At 64.0% G+C, this 26,037-nt stretch carries 30 protein-coding genes; 6 read left to right on the plus strand and 24 right to left on the minus strand.

The annotated features are described in order from the left end of the window. From ACFE7F_RS10030 to ACFE7F_RS10065, 8 genes are all read right to left on the minus strand, one after another. Positions 1-1,534 (minus strand): histidine kinase dimerization/phospho-acceptor domain-containing protein (locus tag ACFE7F_RS10030; RefSeq protein WP_375403718.1); only part of this gene is annotated, 1,534 nt, incomplete at its 3' end. Between the two features lie 454 nt (positions 1,535-1,988). After that, positions 1,989-2,231, minus strand: coding sequence for a hypothetical protein (locus tag ACFE7F_RS10035; protein WP_375403719.1), 243 nt, complete (start codon positions 2,229-2,231; stop codon positions 1,989-1,991). A gap of 168 nt (positions 2,232-2,399) precedes the next feature. After that, complete coding sequence (locus ACFE7F_RS10040) at positions 2,400-2,966, minus strand: Crp/Fnr family transcriptional regulator (RefSeq protein ID WP_375403720.1); 567 nt, start codon at positions 2,964-2,966, stop codon at positions 2,400-2,402. A 283-nt stretch (positions 2,967-3,249) separates the two neighbouring features. Continuing rightward, positions 3,250-3,531, minus strand: coding sequence for a DUF6894 family protein (locus ACFE7F_RS10045; RefSeq protein WP_375403721.1), 282 nt, complete (start codon positions 3,529-3,531; stop codon positions 3,250-3,252). Positions 3,532-3,657: 126 nt separating this feature from the next. Beyond that, on the minus strand, positions 3,658-3,807 hold the full coding sequence (locus ACFE7F_RS10050; protein WP_375403722.1) for a hypothetical protein: 150 nt from the start codon (positions 3,805-3,807) through the stop codon (positions 3,658-3,660). A 279-nt stretch (positions 3,808-4,086) separates the two neighbouring features. Beyond that, on the minus strand, positions 4,087-4,350 hold the full coding sequence (locus ACFE7F_RS10055; protein ID WP_375403723.1) for a hypothetical protein: 264 nt from the start codon (positions 4,348-4,350) through the stop codon (positions 4,087-4,089). Between the two features lie 104 nt (positions 4,351-4,454). Then, positions 4,455-7,244, minus strand: a complete 2,790-nt coding sequence (gene traA, locus ACFE7F_RS10060) for a Ti-type conjugative transfer relaxase TraA (protein ID WP_375403724.1) — start codon at positions 7,242-7,244, stop codon at positions 4,455-4,457. A 3-nt stretch (positions 7,245-7,247) separates the two neighbouring features. Next, positions 7,248-7,673, minus strand: a complete 426-nt coding sequence (locus ACFE7F_RS10065; RefSeq protein WP_375403725.1) for a GNAT family N-acetyltransferase — start codon at positions 7,671-7,673, stop codon at positions 7,248-7,250. Positions 7,674-7,882: 209 nt separating this feature from the next. On the opposite strand from ACFE7F_RS10065, the gene ACFE7F_RS10070 reads away from it, so the two are divergent. The 6 genes from ACFE7F_RS10070 to ACFE7F_RS10095 all read left to right on the plus strand — a co-directional run bounded on the left by ACFE7F_RS10070 (position 7,883) and on the right by ACFE7F_RS10095 (position 12,322). Then, positions 7,883-8,206 (plus strand): conjugal transfer protein TraD, encoded by a 324-nt coding sequence (locus ACFE7F_RS10070; protein ID WP_375403726.1) that lies wholly within the window; start codon positions 7,883-7,885, stop codon positions 8,204-8,206. 19 nt (positions 8,207-8,225) lie between these two features. Then, positions 8,226-8,471, plus strand: coding sequence for a conjugal transfer protein TraD (locus tag ACFE7F_RS10075; protein ID WP_375403743.1), 246 nt, complete (start codon positions 8,226-8,228; stop codon positions 8,469-8,471). 131 nt (positions 8,472-8,602) lie between these two features. After that, positions 8,603-8,770, plus strand: coding sequence for a hypothetical protein (locus tag ACFE7F_RS10080; RefSeq protein WP_375403727.1), 168 nt, complete (start codon positions 8,603-8,605; stop codon positions 8,768-8,770). 57 nt (positions 8,771-8,827) lie between these two features. After that, the gene (locus tag ACFE7F_RS10085; protein ID WP_375403728.1) at positions 8,828-9,157 is read left to right on the plus strand and encodes a hypothetical protein; all 330 of its coding nucleotides are present in this window, start codon (positions 8,828-8,830) and stop codon (positions 9,155-9,157) included. Beyond that, complete coding sequence (locus ACFE7F_RS10090; RefSeq protein ID WP_375403729.1) at positions 9,157-10,710, plus strand: type IV secretory system conjugative DNA transfer family protein; 1,554 nt, start codon at positions 9,157-9,159, stop codon at positions 10,708-10,710. Before ACFE7F_RS10085 ends, ACFE7F_RS10090 begins: the two co-directional genes overlap by 1 nt. Before the next feature lie 733 nt (positions 10,711-11,443). Further along, positions 11,444-12,322 carry a replication initiation protein gene (locus ACFE7F_RS10095; protein ID WP_375403730.1) on the plus strand — a complete coding sequence of 293 codons (879 nt, stop codon included), beginning with the start codon at positions 11,444-11,446 and terminating at the stop codon, positions 12,320-12,322. A gap of 86 nt (positions 12,323-12,408) precedes the next feature. On the opposite strand, the gene ACFE7F_RS10100 is transcribed toward ACFE7F_RS10095, so the two are convergent. The 16 genes from ACFE7F_RS10100 to ACFE7F_RS10175 form a co-directional block, all read right to left on the minus strand. Continuing rightward, on the minus strand, positions 12,409-12,684 hold the full coding sequence (locus ACFE7F_RS10100) for a ribbon-helix-helix domain-containing protein (protein ID WP_375403731.1): 276 nt from the start codon (positions 12,682-12,684) through the stop codon (positions 12,409-12,411). Then, positions 12,681-13,364 (minus strand): ParA family partition ATPase, encoded by a 684-nt coding sequence (gene parA / locus ACFE7F_RS10105; RefSeq protein ID WP_375403732.1) that lies wholly within the window; start codon positions 13,362-13,364, stop codon positions 12,681-12,683. Before parA ends, ACFE7F_RS10100 begins: the two co-directional genes overlap by 4 nt. Before the next feature lie 529 nt (positions 13,365-13,893). After that, the gene (locus ACFE7F_RS10110) at positions 13,894-14,124 is read right to left on the minus strand and encodes a hypothetical protein (RefSeq protein WP_375403733.1); all 231 of its coding nucleotides are present in this window, start codon (positions 14,122-14,124) and stop codon (positions 13,894-13,896) included. 267 nt (positions 14,125-14,391) lie between these two features. Then, entirely contained in the window at positions 14,392-15,525 is a 1,134-nt protein-coding gene (locus ACFE7F_RS10115; protein WP_375403734.1) for a helix-turn-helix domain-containing protein, read from the minus strand. Positions 15,526-15,696: 171 nt separating this feature from the next. Beyond that, the gene (locus tag ACFE7F_RS10120) at positions 15,697-16,758 is read right to left on the minus strand and encodes a BsuBI/PstI family type II restriction endonuclease (RefSeq protein WP_375403735.1); all 1,062 of its coding nucleotides are present in this window, start codon (positions 16,756-16,758) and stop codon (positions 15,697-15,699) included. Further along, a complete protein-coding gene (locus tag ACFE7F_RS10125; RefSeq protein WP_375403736.1) occupies positions 16,755-18,536 on the minus strand; it encodes a class I SAM-dependent DNA methyltransferase in 1,782 nt (593 codons plus the stop codon). The genes ACFE7F_RS10120 and ACFE7F_RS10125 overlap by 4 nt, the downstream gene beginning before the upstream one ends. Beyond that, the gene (locus ACFE7F_RS10130; RefSeq protein WP_375403744.1) at positions 18,533-19,315 is read right to left on the minus strand and encodes an abortive infection family protein; all 783 of its coding nucleotides are present in this window, start codon (positions 19,313-19,315) and stop codon (positions 18,533-18,535) included. Before ACFE7F_RS10130 ends, ACFE7F_RS10125 begins: the two co-directional genes overlap by 4 nt. Before the next feature lie 9 nt (positions 19,316-19,324). Continuing rightward, positions 19,325-19,903: a recombinase family protein gene (locus tag ACFE7F_RS10135; protein ID WP_375403737.1), complete on the minus strand. Its 579-nt coding sequence runs from the start codon at positions 19,901-19,903 to the stop codon at positions 19,325-19,327. Positions 19,904-20,010: 107 nt separating this feature from the next. After that, the gene (locus tag ACFE7F_RS10140) at positions 20,011-20,418 is read right to left on the minus strand and encodes a response regulator (protein ID WP_375403738.1); all 408 of its coding nucleotides are present in this window, start codon (positions 20,416-20,418) and stop codon (positions 20,011-20,013) included. After that, entirely contained in the window at positions 20,415-21,422 is a 1,008-nt protein-coding gene (locus tag ACFE7F_RS10145) for a sensor histidine kinase (protein WP_375403739.1), read from the minus strand. Before ACFE7F_RS10145 ends, ACFE7F_RS10140 begins: the two co-directional genes overlap by 4 nt. A 17-nt stretch (positions 21,423-21,439) precedes the next feature. Beyond that, positions 21,440-21,880 carry a response regulator gene (locus tag ACFE7F_RS10150; protein ID WP_375403740.1) on the minus strand — a complete coding sequence of 147 codons (441 nt, stop codon included), beginning with the start codon at positions 21,878-21,880 and terminating at the stop codon, positions 21,440-21,442. After that, positions 21,873-23,585 carry an ATP-binding protein gene (locus tag ACFE7F_RS10155; protein WP_375403741.1) on the minus strand — a complete coding sequence of 571 codons (1,713 nt, stop codon included), beginning with the start codon at positions 23,583-23,585 and terminating at the stop codon, positions 21,873-21,875. Before ACFE7F_RS10155 ends, ACFE7F_RS10150 begins: the two co-directional genes overlap by 8 nt. Positions 23,586-24,039: 454 nt before the next feature. Then, the gene (locus ACFE7F_RS10160; protein WP_375403719.1) at positions 24,040-24,282 is read right to left on the minus strand and encodes a hypothetical protein; all 243 of its coding nucleotides are present in this window, start codon (positions 24,280-24,282) and stop codon (positions 24,040-24,042) included. A gap of 168 nt (positions 24,283-24,450) precedes the next feature. Then, positions 24,451-25,017 (minus strand): Crp/Fnr family transcriptional regulator, encoded by a 567-nt coding sequence (locus ACFE7F_RS10165; RefSeq protein ID WP_375403720.1) that lies wholly within the window; start codon positions 25,015-25,017, stop codon positions 24,451-24,453. Between the two features lie 283 nt (positions 25,018-25,300). Then, the gene (locus tag ACFE7F_RS10170) at positions 25,301-25,582 is read right to left on the minus strand and encodes a DUF6894 family protein (protein ID WP_375403721.1); all 282 of its coding nucleotides are present in this window, start codon (positions 25,580-25,582) and stop codon (positions 25,301-25,303) included. A 126-nt stretch (positions 25,583-25,708) separates the two neighbouring features. Further along, complete coding sequence (locus ACFE7F_RS10175; RefSeq protein WP_375403722.1) at positions 25,709-25,858, minus strand: hypothetical protein; 150 nt, start codon at positions 25,856-25,858, stop codon at positions 25,709-25,711. Between the last annotated feature and the right edge of the window lie 179 nt (positions 25,859-26,037).

Raw genomic sequence — 26,037 nt, forward strand, 5'->3', positions numbered from 1 at the left:
GCCCATGCAGCCGCTCGAACACATTGAAAATGCGCTGCTGATGCTCCGGCGCGATACCGATACCGTCATCCTCGATCCAGATACGGACGCGGTCCGCTCGTCGCTCGGCCCTGATAACGATATGCATCGCCTCGTCCTGCTGCTGAAACTTGGCAGCATTGGCGATAAGGTTGCCGATCACCTGGCCAAATATGACGCGGTCGGCGCGGACCAGGGGCAGCGGTGTCGCCACCTCCAAGCTGATCGACGCCGGGTCGCCCACCGAGGAGCGCAGCTCGGCAAGGGCGCGATCAACGGCGCGCGCCGGATCGACGGCCTGTAGCGCGACCTCGGAACGCTGCACCCGGCTGAAGGCGAGAAGGTCGTCGATCAGGACCTCCATGCGTTTGGCCGCGCCGACGATGCGTCCGGCGAAGCGCTCTCCCTCCTGTCCAAGCCCTGGGCCGAAATCGTCCAGGAGAATGCGCGCGAAACCCTCCATCGCCCGCAACGGTGCCCGGAGGTCATGGCTGACGGTGTAGGCGAAGGCGTCGAGCTGGGCGTTGGACTCCCCCAGCGATACGGTCCGCTCAGCGACCTGAGCTTCAAGGGTCGCGTTCATTGTGGTCAGCGACTGTTCGGCGAGCTTGCGATCGGTGATGTCCGCGACCACGCCGACGAGGCGGGTCGGCGGTGTCGTCGCATCATCTGCCCGCGCGCGGATTTCGATCCAGCGAAGCGCCTCATCATCGGCCCGGTGAATACGACCTTCGACCTGCAACCCGCTACGATCTATCATGGTTTCTGGGCGCAATGCCGCCGCCATGTGCTCACGATCTTCGGGCAGTACCTGCGCGAGCGCGGTTTCCCGGGTCCATGTGGATGGCGGCGTGGCATAGCCGAAGATCTGATCGTAGCGGGCCGATCGCGTTATCTCGCCGGTGGCGAGGTCCATTTCGAAACTGCCCAGCTCGCCGGCCTCAAGCGCGAGGCGAAGCCGCGCCGTACTATCCTTCGCTTCGTCGATCACGCGCAGACGATCGACCGTCGCCGCCAGCAAATTGGCGTAGCTACGCAGGAACGCGATGTCGTTCTCGTCGAACTCGCGCGGCGTGCGGCTATCGACCTGCAGGATGCCGAACGGCGGCCGGTCCTTGCCGCCGATTATGATGACGTTGGCGACGGCCCTCGCGCCGTTCTCGATAAGGAACGGCGCGTATTCGAACCGAGTCTCTTGATCGATGTCGGGCGAAATCATCGGCTCGCCTGTTTTCAAGGCGTACCCTTCGGATGTATCGTCCTTGGCTTCGATGGTCGCGACCCCGACGACCCCCTCCTCCCAGCCTATGCCTGCGCGAACTCGTAGCGTCCTACCGTCGGGTTGTAACTCGACGACCTTGGCCAAGTCGGTGCCGAAAGCCTCACCCACCAGGCGGCAGGCTTCCGTCAGTATCTCGTCTAGACTGTCGGAACGAAGGGCGAGCTCGCCGAATTGGGCAAGAATCGTCTGCTGCCGCAGCAACTGCGACTGACCGCTCGACAACTCTGTTGGCATTGCGCTTGCTCCGCAGGTTAAGCCTCTTGGGCGTGCTTCGCTCAACTCCGATCAAACCACGTAACGATACTATCATATCCAAGTGTCGTCCCGTGTCATTCGGTTTAAGGAAACGCTTGCGCGCGACGGGGTACACAACATGCCTTCACGCCGCCGGGCTGCTTCATTTGCTGTCAAACACGATACATGCGCCAACTTATCCCGCAAAGCGAGTGTTTCACCAAAGGTTAGCGAGGTCAAAACCAAACGAGACTGTTGAAAAGTCGGTAGAGAGCCGACCGGCTACCTAAACAGAAGATATCAATGCGCCGACCAGCCCCGTCTCACAATATTCCGACCAAAGGAGGCTGCGGCTCTCGACCTTTGTTGCTCCCCGGCGTGACCTTCCGAGGCAGGGTCTAGTTTTTCAATAGTCCCAAACGGTTGTGATACCGAGCGAGCACCTCAGCGGGAGCTATCTGCTCAACAGGGGAGACACTGATAGGGTGACGGCCGAGCGCAGCACCGTGATGTTGTCCAGGCCCGACACGCACACCTCGACGGCGCAGGTTAGGGCGCCTTCGCGAACCTCGTCGGTGGCGATCGCGACGGCTCCGGCGACGCCAGCCTTCAGGGCCGCCTCCGGATCGTCGAACTTTGCGGGCGTGCCCAAGCTTCGGAACGTGGAGTCGGTGGTCTGGACATGGAAAATCGGCATGGCCGCACCCTGGGAAAGGAGGCGCGAGCACCGGCAGCGGTCACAGCCATCGACGCCTCTGGGCGATATGTCGATGATGAAAGATACATGGGTTATTCGGTGCTTAAGTGCAACCGCGCGACCGAGCCCGCATCATAATCTCGCCGATCGGCGAACAAGTTCGTCGCATTAGGCAGGGATCACATCGGAGTGCTGCTCAATGAGCAGGAACCGAGGATCGAACTCCGCCGCGTCCGCCAGCTCGTTCCACCGCTCGACCCGGACGCGGCGACCTTCCATCCTCAGGAGAGCATCTTGGCGGAGCGCCTGAATAGTTCGGTTTACGTGCACCGAGGTAAGCCCGAGCGAGTCGGCGAGCTGGGTCTGCGTCATGGGCAGGGGGAAGTCAGTGCGCGAGCCGATGCCGGCATGCTCCGATCGCACTCCGATCTCGCATAGAAGATGCGCCAAGCGCGAGCGGGCGTCGTTGCGCCCGATGTTGCTCACCCACTTGGCCAGCACGGAAGCATCCGCCGCCGTATCCCGCCAGAACGCCAACCCAATGGCCGGGTGCTTGACCGCGAGTTCGCGCAGATCGGCGTGGAGTATGCGTAGGACGGTCGTGGTGGTGAGCGCCTGAAGACCCCAGCCGGCGGTGGGACTGACCACCAAATGGAGGTCGCACATGTCGCCGGCTATGTAGAGCGCGGTGATCTGCCGCGCTCCGTCCACCGTCCGGTCGAAGCGGGCAACCATCCCGTCGACCACGAGGCTAGCGGACCTCGTCCCTTGATCGGGTAAAACGATGTCTCGGTGTAACGAGGCCTGCACGGCGTGGCTTCGGAGCTCGAGGATGGCGGCCTGCTCATCGCTGTTCAGGGGTGACCGACGTAACAGGCGCGCAAGAAAGCGCTCAAGCGTCGCGTCGCTGGCTCTGGTCATGTGCATGGTCCCGGTTAATCAGGCGGGAACACATGTCATCTCCCGGTCGCCAAAGCCTGCAGGCCGTTAATCGACGATAACGTGCATCTAACAAAAATCAGCGTTGGTTGCCAATCCCGGTATCCGACTTTGCTTGTTCGAGGCCGGTGAACGTGACCGCTTCCCGAAACGGCACCACCGCGAGCAGCCGCTCGTCGCCGTCCTCGATATCGATATGGCAGCCAAGGCGAACCCGGCCTTGCTTTAGCTCCTCGCACATCATGGCGCGGGCTCCCGCGATCGCTTCATCGCGCGCGGCGTCTAAGCTGGGAAGCTCCAGCCCTTCCTCGTCGCGCGCTAATCCATCGCAATAATGGATATGAAGGTAAAACAACGGCATGGACTGCTATTAGCTTACGCTCGCGCGATCGTCGGTAACCTGTGTGAAGTAAGTTGGTCCAAGTGATGATTTTAAAACCTTAATCCGACGCGGGATGCAGGGTCGCATATTTGGTTGTGGTTTGCCTCAAAAAGCGGCGCGGCTCGTCTCCGACCGGAACCGGTCGGCATAGTGATCGCGAAGCGACTGCCGAACCTGCTCGCTCGCGTCGCCCCGGGAGGTGTCCGCCTCCGCGTGCAGCTCGGCCGCGCGCTGGTTCCATTGCTGCTTGTGCAAATAGTCCAGCTAGGCGTCGATCCCGTCGGCGATAAGGTCGAATCCGGTCTTTCCCATGATGCCGTCCTCCGGATTGCTTGTGCGGGCACTGCGGCGTCCTCAATGCGGCCAAGCTCCGGCGCTGGTTCTTCTGTCACCGCTGGAACGATGCGGTCGAGGTGGTGGGCGGGCACCTGCGGTGCTCGGTGTGCCTGGGGCGTCCCGCCCGGGTATGGCTTGCGGCAAATGCTCATCCAGGTCCGGATTGAATCACCCCACCGCCCAAGTCCATAACAGCCTCTAGGCCGGCGACGGAGCCCTGGGCCCCCGCTCCATGTAGTTCGCCGCGGCCTGGTCTAAGAGCGCCATGCGGCTCGTCTCCGGCCGGAACCGGTCGGCATAGTGGGCGTCCAGCGCCCGCTGAGCCTGCTCGGCCGCTTCGCCCTCGGCGCGGTCCGCCTCGTCGTGCAACTCGGCCGCGCGCGCGTTCCACCGCTGCTTGTGCAGGTGGTCCAGCTCGGCGTCGATTCCATCGGCGATAAGGTCGAACCCGGTCGTGCTCATGGTGCCGTCCTCCGACCTCAATATAGGGATTCCCGGCCCGTCCGCATACGGCGCGGGCGCGATCCTCACCGTACACCGCACCGGACCGACGTTATCGCTGGCACCTATCGCCCCCTCCCACGATCATCGCGCCCGCGGTCCCGCTCGCGCTGCTGCTTGATCCGTTCGCGCTCCTGCGCCTGTTGCCGGACGCGCTCTTGATGCCGCTCGCGCATGACCGCCTCGTACAGTTTGGTCAGCTGAGGATGCGCGCGCTCGACCCTGCGCCGCGCCAGCTCGTCGCCGCGGTGACGCCCCTGCCCGGTGATCGGGCCTAGATAGTCCTTCAACTGTCCTATGCGCCCGGCCAGCTGATGTGAGCGCCGTTGCAACGCCCGCGCCGTCTTTTCCCACGCGCCCCGCGCGGCCTCGAACGATGGCCGTTTCAGCGCGGCGAGCAGTCCGCGCGGCGGTAGCGGCTGCGCGCGGGCATGGGCGTCCCGCCTGGCCTCGTGGCGACCGTACATGCCCTGCGCCCGCGCTCCCGCGCGCTGCGCGCGTGTCCGCACCCCCGCCAGCTCGCGCCCATGCTCGGCCGTCCAGCTCTGAACGACCGCCTCGCGCGTCGGCCGCTGGCGCGTCGGCGCATCCCGCTTGCGCGCCATCATCCCGGCGATCTCGCGCCGCTCCGCGAACGCCCGTGCCCGGTCTTGCTCGGTGCGCTCGGGCGCATGGTCGCCCGCCATGTCCTTGCCCCGGTCGCGCGACAGAGCGCGGACAAGCCGGGCCTGGTCGGCGAAGTCGTCGCGCCCATAGTGGACCCGCACCCCGTCTCGGTGACGCGACATGCCCACATAGGCGCTGTGCCGGTCCATGCCCCGCGTCGCGAGTAGGTAGGAGAGGTCGACCGTCACGCCCTGGCTCTTGTGGTAGGTGGCGGCGTAGCCGTGGTCGACCGCGGCATAGTCCTTCACGTCGAACGCGACCTGCCTGCCGTTGTCGAGACGGACGCTCATGTGGTCGGGCGTCGCGCTCTCGATCGTGCCCGTGCTGCCGTTCTTCACGCCCATGCCTCGCTCGTTGCGAAAGAACATGATGCGGTCACCGCTCGCGAACGCCCGGTCGCCACGGTCCGCCTTCACCGCCACGTCCGCCCCTAGCTCGCCGCTCGCGCGCATCCGGCCGCGCGCCTCGCCATTCAGCTCGCGGACCTCGTCGTTCGTGTGGGTTAAGATGATGCTCGTCCGCGCCGGGTCGGCCCGGCGCTCCTGGTCCCAGCCGTCGACCAGCTCGGCCCGCGCCTGCTCGCGCGTGTCGGCCGCCCGCACCATCCCGTTCGCGTCATAGGCGTGGATCGCCTCGCCCGTCCGGCCCGTGGCAAGCTGGCGCGTGGCCTCCTTCTGCCACCACTCCCGCTGCCGCCTGACCTCGGTGATCTCGGCTGCGCCGTGCCGCTCCGCGACGCTCCGGAACGCCGCCCCGGCCTCGATCGCCTGTAGCTGCTCGGGATCGCCCACCATCACGACCTTCGCGCCCGCGTCGCGGGCATGGGACAGCACCCGCTCCATCTGCCGGGTGCCGATCATGCCCGCCTCGTCGACGACGAGCACGTCGCGGGGGCCCAGCTGGTCGCGGCCCCTGCCCCACGCGTGCTCCAGGCTCGCGATCGTCCTCGAGGAGATACCCGACCCGCCCTCCAGGTTCTCGGCCGCGATGCCCGACAACGCCGCGCCCCGGACATTGTAGCCCTCCCGCTCCCACGCCTCGCGCGCGACCCCCAGCATCGCGGATTTACCGGTGCCGGCGTAGCCCACGACGGACGCCAGCCCCTCGCGGCCGGTGATGTGGTCGAACGCGTCCCGCTGCTCGCTCGACAGGGTAAGGCCGCGCGCCTCAGCCGCGCCGATCGCGCCCGCGCGGGTAGCCTCGGCGACCCCGTGCTCGCCGCGGCCCGCCAGCTCGTCACCCGCGCGCTCAAGCCGCGCCTCCACCGCGATCATGTCGCGGCTGGTGAACCGCTCCTGGTCGCGCCCGTCCTTCCCCAAGGCGACCAGCTCGGGGCTGGCCCGCACCGCCCCCATCACCCGGTCGAACTGCTCCTTACCGTCGCTATGCCGGAACGCGAACGTCACCAGGTCGCGGGTGGTGAACGTCGCCTGGGTCCGCGTGATCGCGTCCAGCGCCACGTTCGGATCGGCGATGATCCGCTCGCCGTTCTCCCGCGCGATCCGGGCGTGATCCTCGATCCGCTCCGCCTCAAGCCCCTGCTCCGGTCGCCTGGACGCTGCCGGGCCGATCTTATGCTGCGGCTCCAGCTCGACGCCCTGGTCCGCGTAAGAGCGGTGGTCGATCTGCCCGTCCAGATGCAGCTCGGCCATGCGCTCGTTGACATGGGCCGCCCACGCCTCTCGCCAATCCTTCAACAGCTCGGTCGAGTTCCAGTCGCGGTTCTTCTTTCCAAACCCGTCCGGCCCGACGTCGCGCATCGCCATCATCACATGCGCGTGCGGCTTCGGGCTCCCGTCCTTCGCCTGGTCCCAGTGGACATTGAGGTCGGCGACCATGCCCCGGTCGACGAACTGCGTCTGCACGAAGTCGCGCGCGAGCCGGACGCCCTCGGCCTGGCTCATCTCGCGCGGGATCGAAAACTCCACCTCGCGCGCAAGCTGCGCGTCCTTGCGCTTCTCCCCCGCCTCCACCTCGTTCCACAGCACCGCGCGGTCGGACAACCGCTCCGGCGCGCCCTCGGGCATCATCACCTCCGAGTGGATCACGCCCGCCTTGTTCGAGAAGTCGTGCCCCCGATTAAGCCGGTCGTCATGCAGCTCGGACGCCGAACGATAGGCCGCGCTCGCCACCGCGCTCGATCCGTTCGCCCGGCTGATCACCTTTGCGGAAAAGTGATAGATCGCCACCCGCTACCCCGCCGCCCGGTCAAGCCGCTTGCTCATGAAGTGACGCCGCTCCCCGGCCGGAAAGTCGTCCAACACGCCGAACGCGCTGTAGCCCTGACGCTCATAGAAACCCGGTGCCTGGAAGCTGAACGTGTCCAGCCATGCGCCGATGCACCCGCGCGCGACCGCCTCTTCCTCGGCGCGACGAAGGACCGCTGCCCCCGTCCCGCTCCCGCGTAAATGCTCCGGGAGCCAGAAATACTCGATGAAGAACCACCTAGCTCCCGTCTGCCCATACAACCCACCAACGACCTGATCGTCCTCGTCGCGGACCCAAACCGCAATCGGCTGTGCTGTAACTGCTGGCGCAATCTGGTTATAGGTAGCGAGACCGCTCAGCACGGTCGCTTGGTCCGCTTCGGACGGTGCGTCGGTGGTCTCGATCCGCAAGCCGCGTCCTCTCTTCCTATCTCGCGCATCGGGGTAGGCGTTTCTTCTGCCTTTCTCAAGCGCACGTCGGCACGACGTATAAGCGCGCACTCACAATCCACTACGCTCCTCACTCCTGACTTGCTGGTGCTTGTTCTCCTATTCTCGCTTTACCCTCGTGATGGGGGTGATAGAGTGATTTTAGCATGAATCGCTGAAGGGGTGAGCCGGTGCGGAAAGTGCGCGATTATGATGCCGAGCTGAAGGCGCTCACCGACAAGGCCCGGACGCTCAAGGCGAAGCGGGTTGAACAGCTAGGCCAATTGGTCGTCGTTACGGGTGCCGATGCGCTCGATGCCGAGACCCTGGCCGGGGTGCTGCTCGATGCGGTCGGATCGAAGGACGCTGCGGCAAAGGAGGCGTGGCGCATGAAGGGTGCGAGCTTCTTTCAACGGCGCGGGCGCAAAGGTGGCGGGGCTGCTGCAATCGACGGATCGGCTGCTCAATCTGAACCGGGCGGCGACGCTGCGGGCGGAAGCGGCGCGGCGTCGTAACGACACGCGGGGCTGGGTCATGGAACGTCGGACACGCACCCGCCACCTGATCGAGCTGGGCGGGCTCGTCCAGAAAGCCAGGCTGGTCGAACTGACCGACGACGATCGCGCCACGCTCTACGGCGCGCTGCTCGATCTCGCGGCACGCGCCAAGGTCGCCGAAGCGGACGCGGAAGCCGATGCGCTACTCGCCCTATGGAAGCGACGCGGCAAGCGGGCGTTCGACGCGGAAGCGGAAACATCCATTGTGGAGGAAACCCCGTGATGCATTTCGATATCGAGGCGATCCGCGCTCAAATCCGGGCGATGGATTTCGTGCGCGGCACCCCGGCCGAAGTCGCGCAATGACGCGAGGACAACGAAGACTCGGTTCACAATCACTTCATAGAGGACATCGTGTTCACACCCCACGAGCTGGCGCTGTTCGACATGTTCCTGGACGAGGCCGTGCCCCGCGAACTCTGCACCCACATCACTCTCAAGCTGATAGATCATCCGAACGCGCCGACCGGACCCTATGCGGCCATGCTGAGCGGGCTGGTCCCCGCCCGCGCCGCCCACTGATGGTGGGGCCTCTCGCCACCGGCCGTCGACGCGGAAACCCAAAAGGAGCGATGGACGATGCGTGACATACCCCCCGCGGTGACGTGGGATGGCACCCCCCTTCCCGATGATGGCTACGTCCATCCCCGTCGTTCCTGGCAGGTCGTCATGACCGGGCAGTTCGACGACTCCCACCCGGCCCGACTGGTCGAGGACCTGGGACGCCTGCTCGATCTGCGGCCCGATATCGCGTGCCTGTCCATCGACACCGACGATGGCGGGATGCTCGTCGGCCGCGACTGGCCAAGCGATTATCTGGAGGAAGCCGACGCCGTGCTCGCCCGGATCGAGGCCGCGCCCGGCATCCGCACGGTAACCCTCAATCGTCGCACCGATCCGACCCATTGATGGGCGGCCTCATCACCAAGCTCGGTCCCAACGGCAGGCTCAAGGCGGCCGCGCTGGCGGTGTTCATTTTCGTGTTCGGGCCGGGCGTGCTCGACAACTTCATGCCGCTGTTCTTCGCGGGCGTCATCGCGATCGGGCTGGCCATCACGATCGCCGTGGCCGCCTACAACTCCAACCGCCCCGGCCCCTTCGACGGACTGCTCGGCTCCGCGCGGTTCGGGAGCCGCGACGACGCGCGCAAGCTGGAAGGGTCCGGGGATCTGGTGATTGGCCGCTCCGGCAAGTCGGGCAAGCTGCTCCGGTATGACGGCCCCGCGCACCTGCTGACGATGGCCCCCACCCGCTCGGGGAAAGGCGTGGGCACGATCATCCCCAACCTGCTGCTGCTCGACCGCTCGGTGATCTGCGTCGACCCCAAAGGCGAGAACGCCCGCGTCACCGCCCGCGCGCGCGCCGCCAAGGGGCCGGTCTGGTGCCTCGATCCGTTCGGGGTCTCCGGACGCCCGACCGCGCGCTACAACCCGCTGGCCCGGCTCGATCCGCACGGGCTCGATCTCGCGGAGGATGCAAACACGCTCGCCGATGCGCTGGTTCACGACGCCCCTGGGCAGTCCGGCGATGCGCACTGGAACGAGGAAGCCAAGGCGCTCATCGCCGGCCTGATCCTCCATACCGTCGTCCATGAACCCGCCGATCGCCGCACGCTCGCTACGCTGCGCGACAACCTCACGCTCGCGCCGGCCCGGTTCGCCGATCTGCTCTCCGCCATGCAGGACAGCATCGGCGCCGGTGGCCTGGTCGCGCGCGCCGCCAACCGCCACCTCGGCAAGTCCGACCGCGAAGCCGCGGGCGTGCTGTCCTCGGCCCAGCGCCACACCCATTTCCTCGATAGCCCGCGCATCGTCGATGCGGTGTCGACGTCCGACTTCGCGTTTTCCGATCTGAAGGACCGCCCGGGCACGGTGTTCCTGTGCCTGCCGCCCGACCGGCTCGATACCTACTCGCGCTGGCTCCGGCTGCTCATCGCGCAAGCCGTCACCGACATGGCGTGGTCCCCCGCTAAGCCCCCGCGGCCGGTGCTGTTCCTGCTCGACGAGTTCGCCGCGCTCGGTCGGCTGGAGCCGGTCGAGCGCGCGATGGGGCTGATGGCGGGGTACGGGCTCCAGCTCTGGCCCATTCTCCAGGACCTGAACCAGCTCCGTGCGACCTACGGCGACAAGGCGGGCACGTTCATGTCGAACGCGGGCGTGCTCCAGGCGTTCGGGGTCAACGATCACGCAACGGCCGAACTGCTCTCAAAGACGATCGGCCAGACGACGCTGTCATATTGGACCGCGGGCACATCGGAAAAGATGGGCATCCTCCTATCCTCCGACCACTCGCGCTCCACCTCCACCCACGTTGCCGCCCGGTCGCTGATGACGCCCGACGAGATCATGCGGATGCCGCCCGACCAGCAACTCCTCATGCTCCAGGGCCAGGACCCGCTCATGGTCGAGAAGGTGCGGTATTATGACGGGCGGGAGTTCACAGGACTCGCCGACCCGGCGTGATCCGTCCTCGATAGCACGAGTCTGGCTGACCACGGCCGGGCGCGAAAGGTGAGTTTTGGGGTAGCGCCTCACCTTTGGAATGCTCGGATCGCGCGCGGCCGGTCCGGGCTGGAACCAGCCCAACCGTCTCAGGCTCCTGTAGGGACGCCTGCGCGTGTTCCGACCGGATGGGCTCGGTCGAAGTGCCCGCTGTCCTCTGGTGGCCATCCTGGGCAGGCGTAGGGGCAATCCGAGCCCATACCTCCGACCTCCTTTCCGCCTAGCCTGCGGCGCTCGCGCCGCTCTGGTGACAGCGTTAGCTGGCACGCAACGATTGCGTACCGGCCATAGGCCGGTTCCATTGAACCTTTCTGCCCTCTGTTCTTGGCGACGTTACTTGGGCGGCAGGCTACCCCAAAACTCACTTTTCGCATTCAGATTCTCTAATTCTTCTAATTCAAGATTCAGGGACTCGAAAACGGCTGATCCCTGCGGGTCTAAGCCTTCAAAAGTGAGCGTTGGGGTCGATTCGCGTGAGTGTCTGGGTACCTCCCGGTGAGCTTTGGGGTGGGCAGCGGTGAGTGTCGGGGCCGGATCGGGTGAGCCTTGGGGTAGGTCGAGGGTGGCCAGTCCAGGTACGGTGAGTTTTGGGGTACCCTGCCCGAACAGACGGGGAGCTGAACGATTTGCGCGGCTCACAATTCAAAGTTAGGGTGAGCTGGTAAGGCCCTCCTGCTCACCGTTGGTCAAATCTATGTCGCAACTCGCCGTGGTCGATCTGCCGTTCCGCACGCTGGCGCAGAAGGGGCGCGGCAACGCCTTCGATCCCGCCAACTACGGGGAGATCGTCAAGCCCGGCGAACTCGTCGACATCGTCGAGCTGAGCCCCCTCACCCTCGCCGATCGCCGCATCTACAACCTGCTGATTGCCAATGCCTGGGAGCGGATCGGCGAACCCATCATCCACCGCATCACCAAGTCGGCGCTGAAGGGAACGCACCAGGGCAACGAGCGCGTGGAAAGCTCCCTCCTGCGGCTCATGGGCACCATCGCGATCGTCACGATCCGCAAGGGCGGAAAGAGCTACAAGCGCCGCGTCCAGCTTCTCGGACCCAGTGACGAAAGCCTCGAAAAAGACGGTTTCCTTCACTACCGCATTCCCGAGGAGCTGATCGAGATACTGCGGAACAGCGAGGTCTATGCCCGTCTCAAGACGCAGGTCATGTACTGCTTCGAGTCGAAATACGCGCTTTGCCTTTACGAAATGATCGAGCGTCGGATCGGCTTGGCGTACCGACAAAAGGAAGAGTTCACGATCGAGGAGCTGCGGGGCCTGCTCAACGTCCCCGCCGGCAAGCTTGAACGCTTCGCCGACCTGAACAAATACTGCCTCAAGGTCGCGGTCGAGGAGATCAACAAGCTCTGCCCCTTCTACGTCGATTTCACGCCGATCAAGAACGGGCGCAAGGTCGAGCGGGTGGCCCTTCACTGGTTCCCGAAAACGTCGACCGGCAAGCGCGACGCGCAGAACCTCATCGACCAGCATAGCATCGTGCGACGCGCCAAGCTGCGGGGCGGCATACCCGAGCTGCCCGTACTGGTGGATTTCAGCGCCCCGGCGGGCGAAAGGTGAGCCCCTACCCCAAAACTCACCTTTAGCTCATCGCCAAGTCAACGTGTTCGCGTGTTCACACGTCAACGTGTGGCCCCGTTCACCCGTTATCGCTCGCCGAACGGGTGCTTTCCGTACTGCCGCATCAGTAGGTCGATCGCCTCGCCCATGAGGGCCTGGAGGGTCGTTCCGTTCTCGGCCGCCAGCACGTTCAGGCCCCTGCTCACCTCGGCGCTGAAATAGCCGCTGACGGCTTTCTTGCCTTGGCGCGCAGCCGCGCGCGGCGCGGCCGCGCCGTCCGCGGCGGCGGTGGTGGCCGGGACCGGCTCGGGAGCCTGGGCCTTCTCCGCCCGCTGCTGCTTCATCATCCCGAACTTGCTCATGCCGCGCGCCTCCCCGAACGTCCCCGCTTGCCTGTGGACACGTTCGCATGTTCGCACGTCCACTTCCACAGTGCCGCGACCTCCTCGGCCGCCTTCCCTACCGGCTCCATCTCGATCGCGGTTTTCCCCTGCGCGGTGCTGTGATGGTAGATCGCCCGCTGGGTGAGCATGACCGGCGCGACGGCGACGCCCATGCCGGCAAGCCCCTCGCCTCCCTCGATCAGCTCGCGCGCGTCCCGGTAGGTCGTGGGTGCCCGCTGCGGCCCCCCCATGAACAGGACGAAGGCGGGCTTGCCAGCCGCCTTCACCAGCTCGGCCGTCGTCTCCACGGCGGAAAGGTCGAAGGCCTGCGGACGGCACGGGATCAGGATCAGGTCGGCGATCTTGCACGCTTCGCGCGCCATGATGTCGGCATGGGGCGGGGTGTCGATCACCACGAGGTCGGCACCAAGCTCGGCCGCCTGCTGGACCTTGCGCGAAAGCAGGGTGGGGGAGGCGCAGTCCACCACCTCCGGGTCGGCCATACCCCGCCACTGACTCCACTGGCTGGCCGTGGCCTGCGGGTCGGCATCCAGTATCAGGGTCGCCAGCCCGGCCGCGGTCCCGGCGGCTGCGAGGTGGATGGCGAGGGTCGTCTTGCCCGCGCCTCCTTTCTGGCTGATGATCGATATGGTCCGCATGTGAACGCCCCGCCATGTCCGCGTGTGAACACGTCTGATAGTTCACCTGGCTGCGTGTGTGCAAGCGAACAGGTGGTTTCACGGCCGGGCCGAAGGCCAAGCCTCAAGGGTCGGGTGGGTGGGACAGACAACGTGGCCGCCCCGTCGGGCGGCCTCCTTTCCCGCGCGAGGGATCGTAACCCGAAGGGCCGAGACGCCGGTGCGGCTCGGGGAGGGGGCTCGCCCCCGACTAGAGCCTGTCCGGCGTCGCCGGCGTGCCCTAGCTGAACACGCCCAGACGCTGAGCTGGTGATGGTGTCGCTCGCGGCGCTCTACCGCCTATTGCTGACAGGCGAACAAATGGCGGTTGGTGAAGCAATCACTTCGACTTCGGCTTTGGCTTGACCTGCGCCAACGCCGATCCCGCTGCCGTCTTTGACTTAGTTGACGTACGCCCATCTCTAAGAACGGAAGACGCTGCCTTAGCCGCCTTAGTACCTGTCGTCTTACCTTTAGCCATTTGGTTTAAGTCCTCTACGCTGTTATTTGCTCAAGCCGCCTCATCTTCGTCGTCCAACCCATTCTTGCGCCACTCCACGTCCTGCGTGAAATCGAGTGGTAGGTTGATCTGCTCGTTCTCCGGTCGACCGCTATTCCAATGGTCCTGATCTAACGACAGCATCGCGCCGTCATCAACCATCTGCTCGCGGCGACGCACCATCGACTTTCTCATGTTGGCGTAAGTCGTCGCCGGGTCATCAATGTCGACCCAGTAGAACATACCCTGGCCCTTAGCGTCACGCGCCGGAACGGCATGGTACGCACGATAGGCCCTGCCAGTACCCCGATCTTTTCGGACTTCCTGCCGTGCTGCATCCCTGATCTGAGCCGCTAGCATATCGATCGGGCTCTTGGGCTTTGGCATAGGCCAGCCTTTGCCGAGTGCGAACCTTGCGATCTCGTGCAAGTCGAGTTCCGTCCTACCCGTTTCGTCGCGGTAGAGCCGGATTACCTTTTGAAGTTCCTGTGCCTGAGACATCAATATCCCCTATTCGCCTACCGGCGCTACATTACCCCAACCGTCAACATATGCTGTCGGCAGAATATACTTTCTAACTTTCTCTAGATGCTGTCTGAACCGCTCGTAGCGGCCTGTAATGTGCTGGAGCTGTCCGGCGACTAGACCGGGATGAACGCCGATGCTTCGGGCGAAACCTACCATATCCCTCTCCGAGAAAAGAGGGGCCTTGCGGTCAACAAACGCCTTCATTTGTGCCTGGGGAACGCAGAACTCGGCACCCGCACGATTGGCTAGGCGCTCCTCCTCCGGCACGTTCGGCCCCTCACCGGCGCGCTCACCGTCCAACTCGGTGTCGAGGATGATCTGGCCCTTCCCATGCCTCAAACGCACATGCTCCAGCTCATGGCGGAGAACGAACCAGAAGTTGTCGTTGCGATCATGGCGGAGTGACAGACCGACAACCGGCGCGCGATCGTCTAACCAGAAGCACACCCCGTCGATCTTCGCCGTGGGCAAGGTCTCGACCGCGACGAAGCGGATACCAGCCCGTTCTAGGATGCGGGGAACGAGGCGGACGTTCTCAGCCGACACGCGAAGGGGGCTAAGCTCGGCCAACGCCTCGTCCAGCTTGCCCGGCGAATATGGTGGAACCAGCATCTCCGCCGCCATCGACCTCACCCGATAAAGCCAAGCGAGCTGTGCCGGCGTAGTCTCGGTATTTACCATCGTCTTGCGCGCTGCGTGGGGAAGAAACTCGATCTCCTCCGCCGATTCCGCTCCGAAGAAGCCTGCCAACGCCCCCTCAACCTGCTTCACGTCGCGGACGTTGACCGCACCTAGCCAGCCCCGTTTCGACATTTCGCCTACCGGAAGACCGCCGAAGATATGGGCGCGGTTTGCTCGCTTCGGGTCCGGTCGTGCGGACGCCCGCGCGATGGCGAGGTCAAAATCGCGCTGTAAAGCTAGGAAGCGCTCGGCCTTCACCCCAAACACTTCTTCAAGCAGCAGCGCCGTCTCGGCGTCTAGGGACTGCTTACCCAGAACGATCTTGGTGATCGCGGTCTCGCCCTTGCCGATGATGATGGCGAGCGTGCGCTGGCTCCAACCCCTCTCGCTGAGCAGGCTCTCTATAAGCTGTCCTGGCGTTTTGAACTCCGACATGCCCCATTCCCCTATCACGCCGAATAAGGATGGGAATAGCGGAATTGCTCAAAATCGCAAACTCGGCTTTTTAGCTGTGGGGGTCGGTACACCCGTTTCCGCCGCTCGCGCCTTCGCCTCGGCCTTGCGATCGGTGCGGACTCACAACGCATCTGGAACACAACGACCGCCTTACGGTCTGCCTTTCAAACTCCCGTGCCCCTCGCTGAACACGATCAACCGTTCCGGCTCGGCCGCGAACCACGCGTAGCTGCCCCACGCCAGGCTATCGACCGTCTTCTTGAACGGTCCGGCGCTGCGGTCGAGGTAGGCGGTCACGAACGCGACGTGCTCGGCCGGGAACCCGGCCTCCGCTACTAGCGCCTCCAGCGCCTCCTTACGGCGCTGGCTGATCGGCCCGTCCGTCGCGACCACCTCCACGAACACCAGCATGGGGTGGGTCGGCCCAAGGTCGACGAGGATCGTGTCGGGTAGGTTCTTGTCGGCCTGGATGCTGAGCCCGATCGACCGCGCGAGATCGTCGTCGCGCGCGACCACCTTGTTCCCGCTCTCGCTCAGGAACACCACGGCCGGCTCGGCAAGAAAGCTCGGCGCGAACACCTCCACGACCGCCTTGGTGATTTCTGAACTCGGCCCGGGCTTCATGCGGCGCGTCTCGCCGTTGGGGAAGGTGACGAGTACCTGGTCGACGCTGACGCCCGCACCGCGGCGAACGATCGCGAGACGCGCGAGCGCGCCCTTGTTCAACGCGGCGTCCTGCCACGCCGTTATTCGGACCTGCAGCGCCTCGCCAGTAAGCTCGGGGTCGAACAGCGCGGCGAAGCTCTCCTTCAATGCATAGCGCGGCTTGCTCGATGTGGTGGCAAGGTCGGTGCGCTCCGTCACCGCGCCGATCGCGACCAAGCCCTCGCGCAACGTCTCGTCGCGGATCGGCTCGCGCGTGTTGTCCTGATACCAACGCTTGCCCTCGATCTGGCCTCCGGTGCGGAGAATGCCGGTCGCATAAGTGGCCCGCGCCGCATCATCGACCTGGGCGGCCTGCTCGTCGGTCATGCGATAGACGTGCTTGGGTCCAAGGAAGGTGCCGCTGCCCTCGATCGCATCGACGTAGAGCGCGGTGAACACCGCGCTCGCCGCCAGCATCCGGGTCACATAGGCCCGGTTGGGCGTACCATCGGGAAAGATAGCCTGCAGCCGGGCGTGGACCTCCTCACGCGTCGCGAGCGCCATCATGCCGCGTCCTGCCCGTATAGCCGCATCAGCTCACGCTCGATCGCGCTGCTGCAGGCGCCGCTGCTGACCAGCTCCTCTACCCTGCGCATCGCCGCGGGATAGGGAAGGGGGACCGCCTCCATCTCGAAAGCGGAGACGGCGACACTGCCGTTGATGCACCGGAATAGCTGGTCGACGACGAGGCTGTTCAACACGGCCGCGACTGTCGCCGGCGATACGGACGGGCGAAGCGCGGGCCGGACCATGTTCAAGTGGTTCTCGACGACGACCCCGCCGTGGGCGGCAATGAAGTCGGCCGGAAGCTCGGCGGCGATTAACCGGCGGGCCTGCTCCTTGGCCGTGGTGCGCTGAACGAGGACGCAAGCCTCCTCGACCAGCAGCCAGGCGTCGCCGCGCTCGATCTTGAAATAGGGCGCGTGGTTGCGCTTCTCCGCCCGGAACACGAATCGACCATCGGCGGTGATCGCCTCGGCCCATATCAGGGGATGGACCCCCTTCGCCGGCCGCTGCCGCATCTGACCCTTGAAGCGGTTCCACACCAGCGGGCCGGTCGACACGCTGTATCCCCAATCAGCAAGCCGGGCGGGCATGTCCTCAGCCGCCGCGATCAAACGGCTGTGGCCGGGCTCGCGGGGTGCAAGCCACGGCTGCGAAGGCGGGGAGGGGAGGCCGATGGTGCCGTTGCGGATTACGTGCGCCTCGCGCTCGCTCGCGACCTGGACATAGTGGACCTGCGCGCGACCGGGCTTCGCGCCGCGCCGGTAGGCGGCAAGCAACGTCTCCTGCAGCACGTCCTCGAACACGCCGCGACGCGCATGGACGAAGTCGATCGCGACGGGCGGCGCTTCCTTGGCGATCATGGCTCGGAGCGCGGAATAATAGTGGCCACTCAGGAAGCTGGTCGGGGTCAGGTAGGCGATCGTGCCGCCCCGCTTGGTCCAGCGCACGGCGATGTCGGTGAACACGCCAAAGAGGTTGGCATGGCCGTAGAGGCTGCGCGCAAACCGCGCGCGCTGCTCGGGGGTGAGCGTCACGCGACCATAGGGCGGATTGCCGATAACGAGGTCGAACCTGGCGCTCGGCGCTTCCTCGATCGCATCGGCGACGCGAACGACGATCGGCGCGGCGCGACCTGCAGCCGTGGTCACGTCCGCCAACAACAGCTCGATCGCGTTCTGCCCGAACCCGGCCGCGTAGGGATCCAGCTCAAGCCCTAGCAGGCGCGCGCCGATCTGACGGAGCACGAAGGCGGGCTCGGCCGCGGGGAGGGCGGTGATCATCCGTTCGGCTGCAGGTAGCAGGAACGCACCCCCGCCACTGGCCGGGTCGAGGACGCGCGCCTTGGTCCAGTCGATGCCCTGCTCATCAGCAAGGTCGAACAGCCGCGCGGCGAGCGCGGGCGGGGTATAGAATGCCCCAAGCGCGCCGCGCTCCCGCGCCGCGAGCAACGTCGTGTAGAGCCCGGTCAGGAAATAGACCGCTTCCCCGATCGGAAGCGACGCGGCCTCGCGACCGACCGCCTGCGCCAGGTCGGCGACCGCGGCGTCGAGCTGGCCGTAGGGCTGCGCGAACGGTGGGCTGAGTCTGGCGTGGGGTCGGGCCTGCAGCCGGTAGGTGTCGATCGCCGCGCGCGTGAACAGCGCCGCCATGTCGCGACGCCGCGGCTCGGGCAACGTCTCCGCCCATGCCCGCGCGAGCTGCCGGGCGCGCGCCAGCTCGTAGCGTTGCCGCTCTAGGTCTGCAGGTCTTTGAAGCGGGAGCGCCGGGGCAAGGCTCATGCCGCTTGCTCGAACCGATCGGCTTCAACCGATCGCACGAACCGGAGCATCGACATGATCGTGTCGAAGATGAATCGCGCCTCGTTCGGCTCCACAATCTGATTGTCGTGCGCGAATGAGGCGTTGTTCCGAATGTCGTTATAGCTCTGGAAGATACCAACGCAGTTCTTGAATATCTGCTTGGTGATTGGGCGAAGCTCACGCTCCGACCCAAGCGCCTTCACGTATCTACCGACCCGGCTATGAAGCGGCTCCGCCGTGTCCGCCGGGATGCCGCGCACGGATAGTAGGTGGGCGAACTTCTTCATGCTGAACGTGTGGAGCCGGTCGAGCGCTGCAGCGGGCTTACCAGCTTGTGCATCGCGTTTGATGGCCTCGATCAGCTCGGAAAGGGTTTCGTCGCGCGCGAACGACACGATCGCATCGGTCGATGGGGCCGCGCCACCACTCTCCAGTCGATCGATGAAGGCGAAGAGCTGCGTCTGAACGGTGCCGGGCTCGTCGGGATAATGATAGACGGTCGTCGGTAAGGCCTGTCGATAATTCCAAAGCGCGCGCAATGCGCGAGCGACCACGTGGGCGGGCTCGATCTCAACGAACCCACGTAGGCGATTGCCCTTAGAGTCTCCGCGGAAGCGATAGCGAGCATCATCGATCTGAACGCTTAGCTCCTCCTGAAACCACTCGGCAAAGGTCCGATCGCTAAAGTCGAGCACGTAGCCGCTGTTGATGAAGGCGTTGTCGACTGCGCGCCGCTCCGAGAGTTTAGCTTGGACCATCACATGCTCCTAAGCCGCTACGGCTTGGCGCGCACGATAATCGCGCAACACGCGCTGCACGGTCGAGCGCGACACGCGGAACAGGTTGGCGAGCTGGGCGGGGGAGCCCTGGCCGGTCTCGGCCTTGGCGATGATCTCGGCGCGTTGAGGGGCGGTAAGGCTTGGCCTGCGCCCAAGGTGCCGTCCCGCCTTACGCGCGTGGGTGAGCCCGTTCATGGTCCGCTCGCGGATCATGGCGCGCTCGAACTCGGCGAACGCGCCTAGCATCTGCGTCATCAACCGGCCGGGCGCGGTGGTGGTGTCGATCGCCTCCGTCACCGACCGGAACCCGGCCCCGGCCGCGGTGATCGCCTCAAGGGTAAATAGGAGGTCGCGGAGCGAGCGCGACAGCCGGTCGAGCTTCCACACCACGAACACGTCGCCCGGTTTCAACGCGCCGATCGCGCGCGCCAGTTCGGGGCGGTCGCCCTGGCCGCCTGACGCCTCCTCCTGATAGATCGGATCGCACCCCGCGTCGGTCAGCGCGCGGAGCTGCGGGTCAAGGTCCTGGGAGTCGCCGCGGGACACGCGGGCATAGCCGATTTCCATGCCTACGTTCTGACACGGGTTTCTGACACTTCGCAACCCGCGGAAAAGCTGGGGTGTGCTGCTGGTGTCAAAACCGACCGGTTGTGACACCGGCACTTAAATATGACTCAATTGGTCTCACGCTGCGCTACGATATCAATCAGGTAACGAGCCACGTCCTGAGGCCTGTATGGTTTCACCAATATTTTGGTGATGGATGGATTTGTCGACTTGATATCAGGCGGCGTCGAAAAACCTGATGTAATGATTATTGGTATCGAGCATCGGTGTTCCCGCATCCAGATTGCGAGACCAAATCCATCGATCGAGCCGGGCATCCGAACGTCAGTGATCACCACGCCGATATCAGGGCAGCTATTCAACCTCACGATCGCAACGTCGGCATTTTCCGCTTCGATCACCTTAAAGCCCGCGTCCTCCAGCTCGTCGACCAACATCATGCGGATCATCGCCTCGTCCTCGACGACCAAAATCGTGCAACCGCATTGCTCGGCTGATTGAACCAAATCCGTCACAAGAACCTCATCGACACGAGCGTACCGCTACCCTGCGCTGACGATACACTGAGGACGACCCCGGCCTCTCTCACCAACGAATGGATGATCCTGGTTCCTAAGCCGCCGGTCGTCTCCTGCTCGGCGAAGCCGATGCCGTCATCGAAAATCCGCACCTCCGGCTTATCATCATGATCGACGATCTCGACGGTCAACGTGCCTGGGGTGTCATCCGGCCAAGCATGTTTCATCGCGTTCAGGACGATCTCGTAACAGACCAAGCTCAGCGGCATGGCCTTGAAGACGTCAAGCTCCAAAGCTAGGTCGAAACGCATCGCGAGCGTTACCTTGCCGCTGGAGCGGACCTTTATAAGCGACGTGGCGATGTCATTCAGTACGGCCTGAAAATCGACGCGATCGTACTCGGCCGTGTCGTAGATGCGGGATTGAACCGCGCCGAGCGCCTCGATCCGGCCGGCGATCTCGTCGAGGTGGCCCCTAGTTGTTGAATCAACGGTACGTCCGCGCAAATGCAACAGGCTGGATATGGTCTGAAGGTTGTTCTTCACGCGGTGGTGTAATTCGCGCACGATCGTTTGCTGCTGCGCCAAAGCCCGAGTGAGCTGCATTTCACGATCGGTCAGAGCAGCCCGCGAGTTGGCATGCTCGATGGCGAGTTTGATGGAAGTTCGGAGACGCGGAAGCTGTCGGGGCGATTTGACGACATAATCGTCAAGTCCAGCTTTCATCAGCTCGACCGCGATCGTTTCATTTCCTGTTCCGGTAAACATCACCACCGGACATAGCGGATAGCGCGCCTTGACGGCTTCAAGCACTTCGCGTCCGTTAGCCCAGCGAAGGTCCAGATCGGTTAGAACAAGGTCGGGCTTGGCAGCTTCCAATGCAGCCTCAAAATCCGGAAAGTTTGTAAGTTCAACAACTTCTGCATCTGGGAAGAGCGCAAAGACCTCGCGCATTTCCAGCTGTCTGTCATCGGGGTTATCGTCAATGACAAGGATGCGCATCGATCTAGAATGTTCATTCACGATGCTGATGCCTGATTAAGTTTAAGCCAGAACGCATCAAGCGAGCGCACCATCGTTATCAGCGCATCACGACCGATAGGCTTGACCAAATACGAGTTCGCGCCAAGCTCGTAGGCACGCTCGATGTCGTTTGCCTGATTGGACGATGTCAGCACGATTACTGGTATATTTCTCGTCGGACGGTTCGCGCGAATACTTTCTAGCACCTCGAAACCCGAGCGACGCGGGAGCTTGAGGTCCAGCAGGAATAAGCCGGGAAGCGGAAACGCCGCCCGGTCCGCGTAGATCGAGCGGCCATGAAGATAGTCGATCGCCTTGTCGCCATCATCGACAACGATCAGCGGATTGGCGACCCCGGCTTTCATGAAGGCATGGCGGATGAGCTCGGCATCGTCGGGATTGTCCTCGACGAGCAGGACCGTCGACAGGTCATCCACCAGCACTCCCCCCCATTCCCGCCGATGCTGCCCCATGATCGGCGTTGGCAAGCTCGATCCAGAACCTACTACCTTGTTTAAGCTCCGAAACGACCCCGAATGTTCCGCCCATGCGCTCCATGCCGGTTTTTACGATCGCCAAGCCCACCCCGGTGCCCGGGTAGGTCTCCTGCCCATGCAGCCGCTCGAACACATTGAAAATGCGCTGCTGATGCTCCGGCGCGATACCGATACCGTCATCCTCGATCCAGATACGGACGCGGTCCGCTCGTCGCTCGGCCCTGATAACGATATGCATCGCCTCGTCCTGCTGCTGAAACTTGGCAGCATTGGCGATAAGGTTGCCGATCACCTGGCCAAATATGACGCGGTCGGCGCGGACCAGGGGCAGCGGTGTCGCCACCTCCAAGCTGATCGACGCCGGGTCGCCCACCGAGGAGCGCAGCTCGGCAAGGGCGCGATCAACGGCGCGCGCCGGATCGACGGCCTGTAGCGCGACCTCGGAACGCTGCACCCGGCTGAAGGCGAGAAGGTCGTCGATCAGGACCTCCATGCGTTTGGCCGCGCCGACGATGCGTCCGGCGAAGCGCTCTCCCTCCTGTCCAAGCCCTGGGCCGAAATCGTCCAGGAGAATGCGCGCGAAACCCTCCATCGCCCGCAACGGTGCCCGGAGGTCATGGCTGACGGTGTAGGCGAAGGCGTCGAGCTGGGCGTTGGACTCCCCCAGCGATACGGTCCGCTCAGCGACCTGAGCTTCAAGGGTCGCGTTCATTGTGGTCAGCGACTGTTCGGCGAGCTTGCGATCGGTGATGTCCGCGACCACGCCGACGAGGCGGGTCGGCGGTGTCGTCGCATCATCTGCCCGCGCGCGGATTTCGATCCAGCGAAGCGCCTCATCATCGGCCCGGTGAATACGACCTTCGACCTGCAACCCGCTACGATCTATCATGGTTTCTGGGCGCAATGCCGCCGCCATGTGCTCACGATCTTCGGGCAGTACCTGCGCGAGCGCGGTTTCCCGGGTCCATGTGGATGGCGGCGTGGCATAGCCGAAGATCTGATCGTAGCGGGCCGATCGCGTTATCTCGCCGGTGGCGAGGTCCATTTCGAAACTGCCCAGCTCGCCGGCCTCAAGCGCGAGGCGAAGCCGCGCCGTACTATCCTTCGCTTCGTCGATCACGCGCAGACGATCGACCGTCGCCGCCAGCAAATTGGCGTAGCTACGCAGGAACGCGATGTCGTTCTCGTCGAACTCGCGCGGCGTGCGGCTATCGACCTGCAGGATGCCGAACGGCGGCCGGTCCTTGCCGCCGATTATGATGACGTTGGCGACGGCCCTCGCGCCGTTCTCGATAAGGAACGGCGCGTATTCGAACCGAGTCTCTTGATCGATGTCGGGCGAAATCATCGGCTCGCCTGTTTTCAAGGCGTACCCTTCGGATGTATCGTCCTTGGCTTCGATGGTCGCGACCCCGACGACCCCCTCCTCCCAGCCTATGCCTGCGCGAACTCGTAGCGTCCTACCGTCGGGTTGTAACTCGACGACCTTGGCCAAGTCGGTGCCGAAAGCCTCACCCACCAGGCGGCAGGCTTCCGTCAGTATCTCGTCTAGACTGTCGGAACGAAGGGCGAGCTCGCCGAATTGGGCAAGAATCGTCTGCTGCCGCAGCAACTGCGACTGACCGCTCGACAACTCTGTTGGCATTGCGCTTGCTCCGCAGGTTAAGCCTCTTGGGCGTGCTTCGCTCAACTCCGATCAAACCACGTAACGATACTATCATATCCAAGTGTCGTCCCGTGTCATTCGGTTTAAGGAAACGCTTGCGCGCGACGGGGTACACAACATGCCTTCACGCCGCCGGGCTGCTTCATTTGCTGTCAAACACGATACATGCGCCAACTTATCCCGCAAAGCGAGTGTTTCACCAAAGGTTAGCGAGGTCAAAACCAAACGAGACTGTTGAAAAGTCGGTAGAGAGCCGACCGGCTACCTAAACAGAAGATATCAATGCGCCGACCAGCCCCGTCTCACAATATTCCGACCAAAGGAGGCTGCGGCTCTCGACCTTTGTTGCTCCCCGGCGTGACCTTCCGAGGCAGGGTCTAGTTTTTCAATAGTCCCAAACGGTTGTGATACCGAGCGAGCACCTCAGCGGGAGCTATCTGCTCAACAGGGGAGACACTGATAGGGTGACGGCCGAGCGCAGCACCGTGATGTTGTCCAGGCCCGACACGCACACCTCGACGGCGCAGGTTAGGGCGCCTTCGCGAACCTCGTCGGTGGCGATCGCGACGGCTCCGGCGACGCCAGCCTTCAGGGCCGCCTCCGGATCGTCGAACTTTGCGGGCGTGCCCAAGCTTCGGAACGTGGAGTCGGTGGTCTGGACATGGAAAATCGGCATGGCCGCACCCTGGGAAAGGAGGCGCGAGCACCGGCAGCGGTCACAGCCATCGACGCCTCTGGGCGATATGTCGATGATGAAAGATACATGGGTTATTCGGTGCTTAAGTGCAACCGCGCGACCGAGCCCGCATCATAATCTCGCCGATCGGCGAACAAGTTCGTCGCATTAGGCAGGGATCACATCGGAGTGCTGCTCAATGAGCAGGAACCGAGGATCGAACTCCGCCGCGTCCGCCAGCTCGTTCCACCGCTCGACCCGGACGCGGCGACCTTCCATCCTCAGGAGAGCATCTTGGCGGAGCGCCTGAATAGTTCGGTTTACGTGCACCGAGGTAAGCCCGAGCGAGTCGGCGAGCTGGGTCTGCGTCATGGGCAGGGGGAAGTCAGTGCGCGAGCCGATGCCGGCATGCTCCGATCGCACTCCGATCTCGCATAGAAGATGCGCCAAGCGCGAGCGGGCGTCGTTGCGCCCGATGTTGCTCACCCACTTGGCCAGCACGGAAGCATCCGCCGCCGTATCCCGCCAGAACGCCAACCCAATGGCCGGGTGCTTGACCGCGAGTTCGCGCAGATCGGCGTGGAGTATGCGTAGGACGGTCGTGGTGGTGAGCGCCTGAAGACCCCAGCCGGCGGTGGGACTGACCACCAAATGGAGGTCGCACATGTCGCCGGCTATGTAGAGCGCGGTGATCTGCCGCGCTCCGTCCACCGTCCGGTCGAAGCGGGCAACCATCCCGTCGACCACGAGGCTAGCGGACCTCGTCCCTTGATCGGGTAAAACGATGTCTCGGTGTAACGAGGCCTGCACGGCGTGGCTTCGGAGCTCGAGGATGGCGGCCTGCTCATCGCTGTTCAGGGGTGACCGACGTAACAGGCGCGCAAGAAAGCGCTCAAGCGTCGCGTCGCTGGCTCTGGTCATGTGCATGGTCCCGGTTAATCAGGCGGGAACACATGTCATCTCCCGGTCGCCAAAGCCTGCAGGCCGTTAATCGACGATAACGTGCATCTAACAAAAATCAGCGTTGGTTGCCAATCCCGGTATCCGACTTTGCTTGTTCGAGGCCGGTGAACGTGACCGCTTCCCGAAACGGCACCACCGCGAGCAGCCGCTCGTCGCCGTCCTCGATATCGATATGGCAGCCAAGGCGAACCCGGCCTTGCTTTAGCTCCTCGCACATCATGGCGCGGGCTCCCGCGATCGCTTCATCGCGCGCGGCGTCTAAGCTGGGAAGCTCCAGCCCTTCCTCGTCGCGCGCTAATCCATCGCAATAATGGATATGAAGGTAAAACAACGGCATGGACTGCTATTAGCTTACGCTCGCGCGATCGTCGGTAACCTGTGTGAAGTAAGTTGGTCCAAGTGATGATTTTAAAACCTTAATCCGACGCGGGATGCAGGGTCGCATATTTGGTTGTGGTTTGCCTCAAAAAGCGGCGCGGCTCGTCTCCGACCGGAACCGGTCGGCATAGTGATCGCGAAGCGACTGCCGAACCTGCTCGCTCGCGTCGCCCCGGGAGGTGTCCGCCTCCGCGTGCAGCTCGGCCGCGCGCTGGTTCCATTGCTGCTTGTGCAAATAGTCCAGCTAGGCGTCGATCCCGTCGGCGATAAGGTCGAATCCGGTCTTTCCCATGATGCCGTCCTCCGGATTGCTTGTGCGGGCACTGCGGCGTCCTCAATGCGGCCAAGCTCCGGCGCTGGTTCTTCTGTCACCGCTGGAACGATGCGGTCGAGGTGGTGGGCGGGCACCTGCGG

Source organism: uncultured Sphingomonas sp. (genome assembly GCF_964235535.1).
Lineage (GTDB): Bacteria > Pseudomonadota > Alphaproteobacteria > Sphingomonadales > Sphingomonadaceae > Sphingomonas.

Excerpts from the sequence above, each read along its gene's own strand:
- ACFE7F_RS10035 (WP_375403719.1), bottom strand. The coding sequence starts at position 2,231 with ATGCCGATTTTCCATGTCCAGACCACCGACTCCACGTTCCGAAGCTTG.
- ACFE7F_RS10040 (WP_375403720.1), bottom strand. The coding sequence starts at position 2,966 with ATGGTTGCCCGCTTCGACCGGACGGTGGACGGAGCGCGGCAGATCACC.
- ACFE7F_RS10045 (WP_375403721.1), bottom strand. The coding sequence starts at position 3,531 with ATGCCGTTGTTTTACCTTCATATCCATTATTGCGATGGATTAGCGCGC.
- ACFE7F_RS10055 (WP_375403723.1), bottom strand. The coding sequence starts at position 4,350 with ATGAGCACGACCGGGTTCGACCTTATCGCCGATGGAATCGACGCCGAG.
- ACFE7F_RS10075 (WP_375403743.1), top strand. The coding sequence starts at position 8,226 with ATGGAACGTCGGACACGCACCCGCCACCTGATCGAGCTGGGCGGGCTC.
- ACFE7F_RS10085 (WP_375403728.1), top strand. The coding sequence starts at position 8,828 with ATGCGTGACATACCCCCCGCGGTGACGTGGGATGGCACCCCCCTTCCC.
- ACFE7F_RS10090 (WP_375403729.1), top strand. The coding sequence starts at position 9,157 with ATGGGCGGCCTCATCACCAAGCTCGGTCCCAACGGCAGGCTCAAGGCG.
- ACFE7F_RS10095 (WP_375403730.1), top strand. The coding sequence starts at position 11,444 with ATGTCGCAACTCGCCGTGGTCGATCTGCCGTTCCGCACGCTGGCGCAG.
- ACFE7F_RS10100 (WP_375403731.1), bottom strand. The coding sequence starts at position 12,684 with ATGAGCAAGTTCGGGATGATGAAGCAGCAGCGGGCGGAGAAGGCCCAG.
- parA (WP_375403732.1), bottom strand. The coding sequence starts at position 13,364 with ATGCGGACCATATCGATCATCAGCCAGAAAGGAGGCGCGGGCAAGACG.
- ACFE7F_RS10110 (WP_375403733.1), bottom strand. The coding sequence starts at position 14,124 with ATGTTCTACTGGGTCGACATTGATGACCCGGCGACGACTTACGCCAAC.
- ACFE7F_RS10115 (WP_375403734.1), bottom strand. The coding sequence starts at position 15,525 with ATGTCGGAGTTCAAAACGCCAGGACAGCTTATAGAGAGCCTGCTCAGC.
- ACFE7F_RS10120 (WP_375403735.1), bottom strand. The coding sequence starts at position 16,758 with ATGATGGCGCTCGCGACGCGTGAGGAGGTCCACGCCCGGCTGCAGGCT.
- ACFE7F_RS10125 (WP_375403736.1), bottom strand. The coding sequence starts at position 18,536 with ATGAGCCTTGCCCCGGCGCTCCCGCTTCAAAGACCTGCAGACCTAGAG.
- ACFE7F_RS10130 (WP_375403744.1), bottom strand. The coding sequence starts at position 19,315 with ATGGTCCAAGCTAAACTCTCGGAGCGGCGCGCAGTCGACAACGCCTTC.
- ACFE7F_RS10135 (WP_375403737.1), bottom strand. The coding sequence starts at position 19,903 with ATGGAAATCGGCTATGCCCGCGTGTCCCGCGGCGACTCCCAGGACCTT.
- ACFE7F_RS10145 (WP_375403739.1), bottom strand. The coding sequence starts at position 21,422 with ATGCGCATCCTTGTCATTGACGATAACCCCGATGACAGACAGCTGGAA.
- ACFE7F_RS10155 (WP_375403741.1), bottom strand. The coding sequence starts at position 23,585 with ATGCCAACAGAGTTGTCGAGCGGTCAGTCGCAGTTGCTGCGGCAGCAG.
- ACFE7F_RS10160 (WP_375403719.1), bottom strand. The coding sequence starts at position 24,282 with ATGCCGATTTTCCATGTCCAGACCACCGACTCCACGTTCCGAAGCTTG.
- ACFE7F_RS10165 (WP_375403720.1), bottom strand. The coding sequence starts at position 25,017 with ATGGTTGCCCGCTTCGACCGGACGGTGGACGGAGCGCGGCAGATCACC.
- ACFE7F_RS10170 (WP_375403721.1), bottom strand. The coding sequence starts at position 25,582 with ATGCCGTTGTTTTACCTTCATATCCATTATTGCGATGGATTAGCGCGC.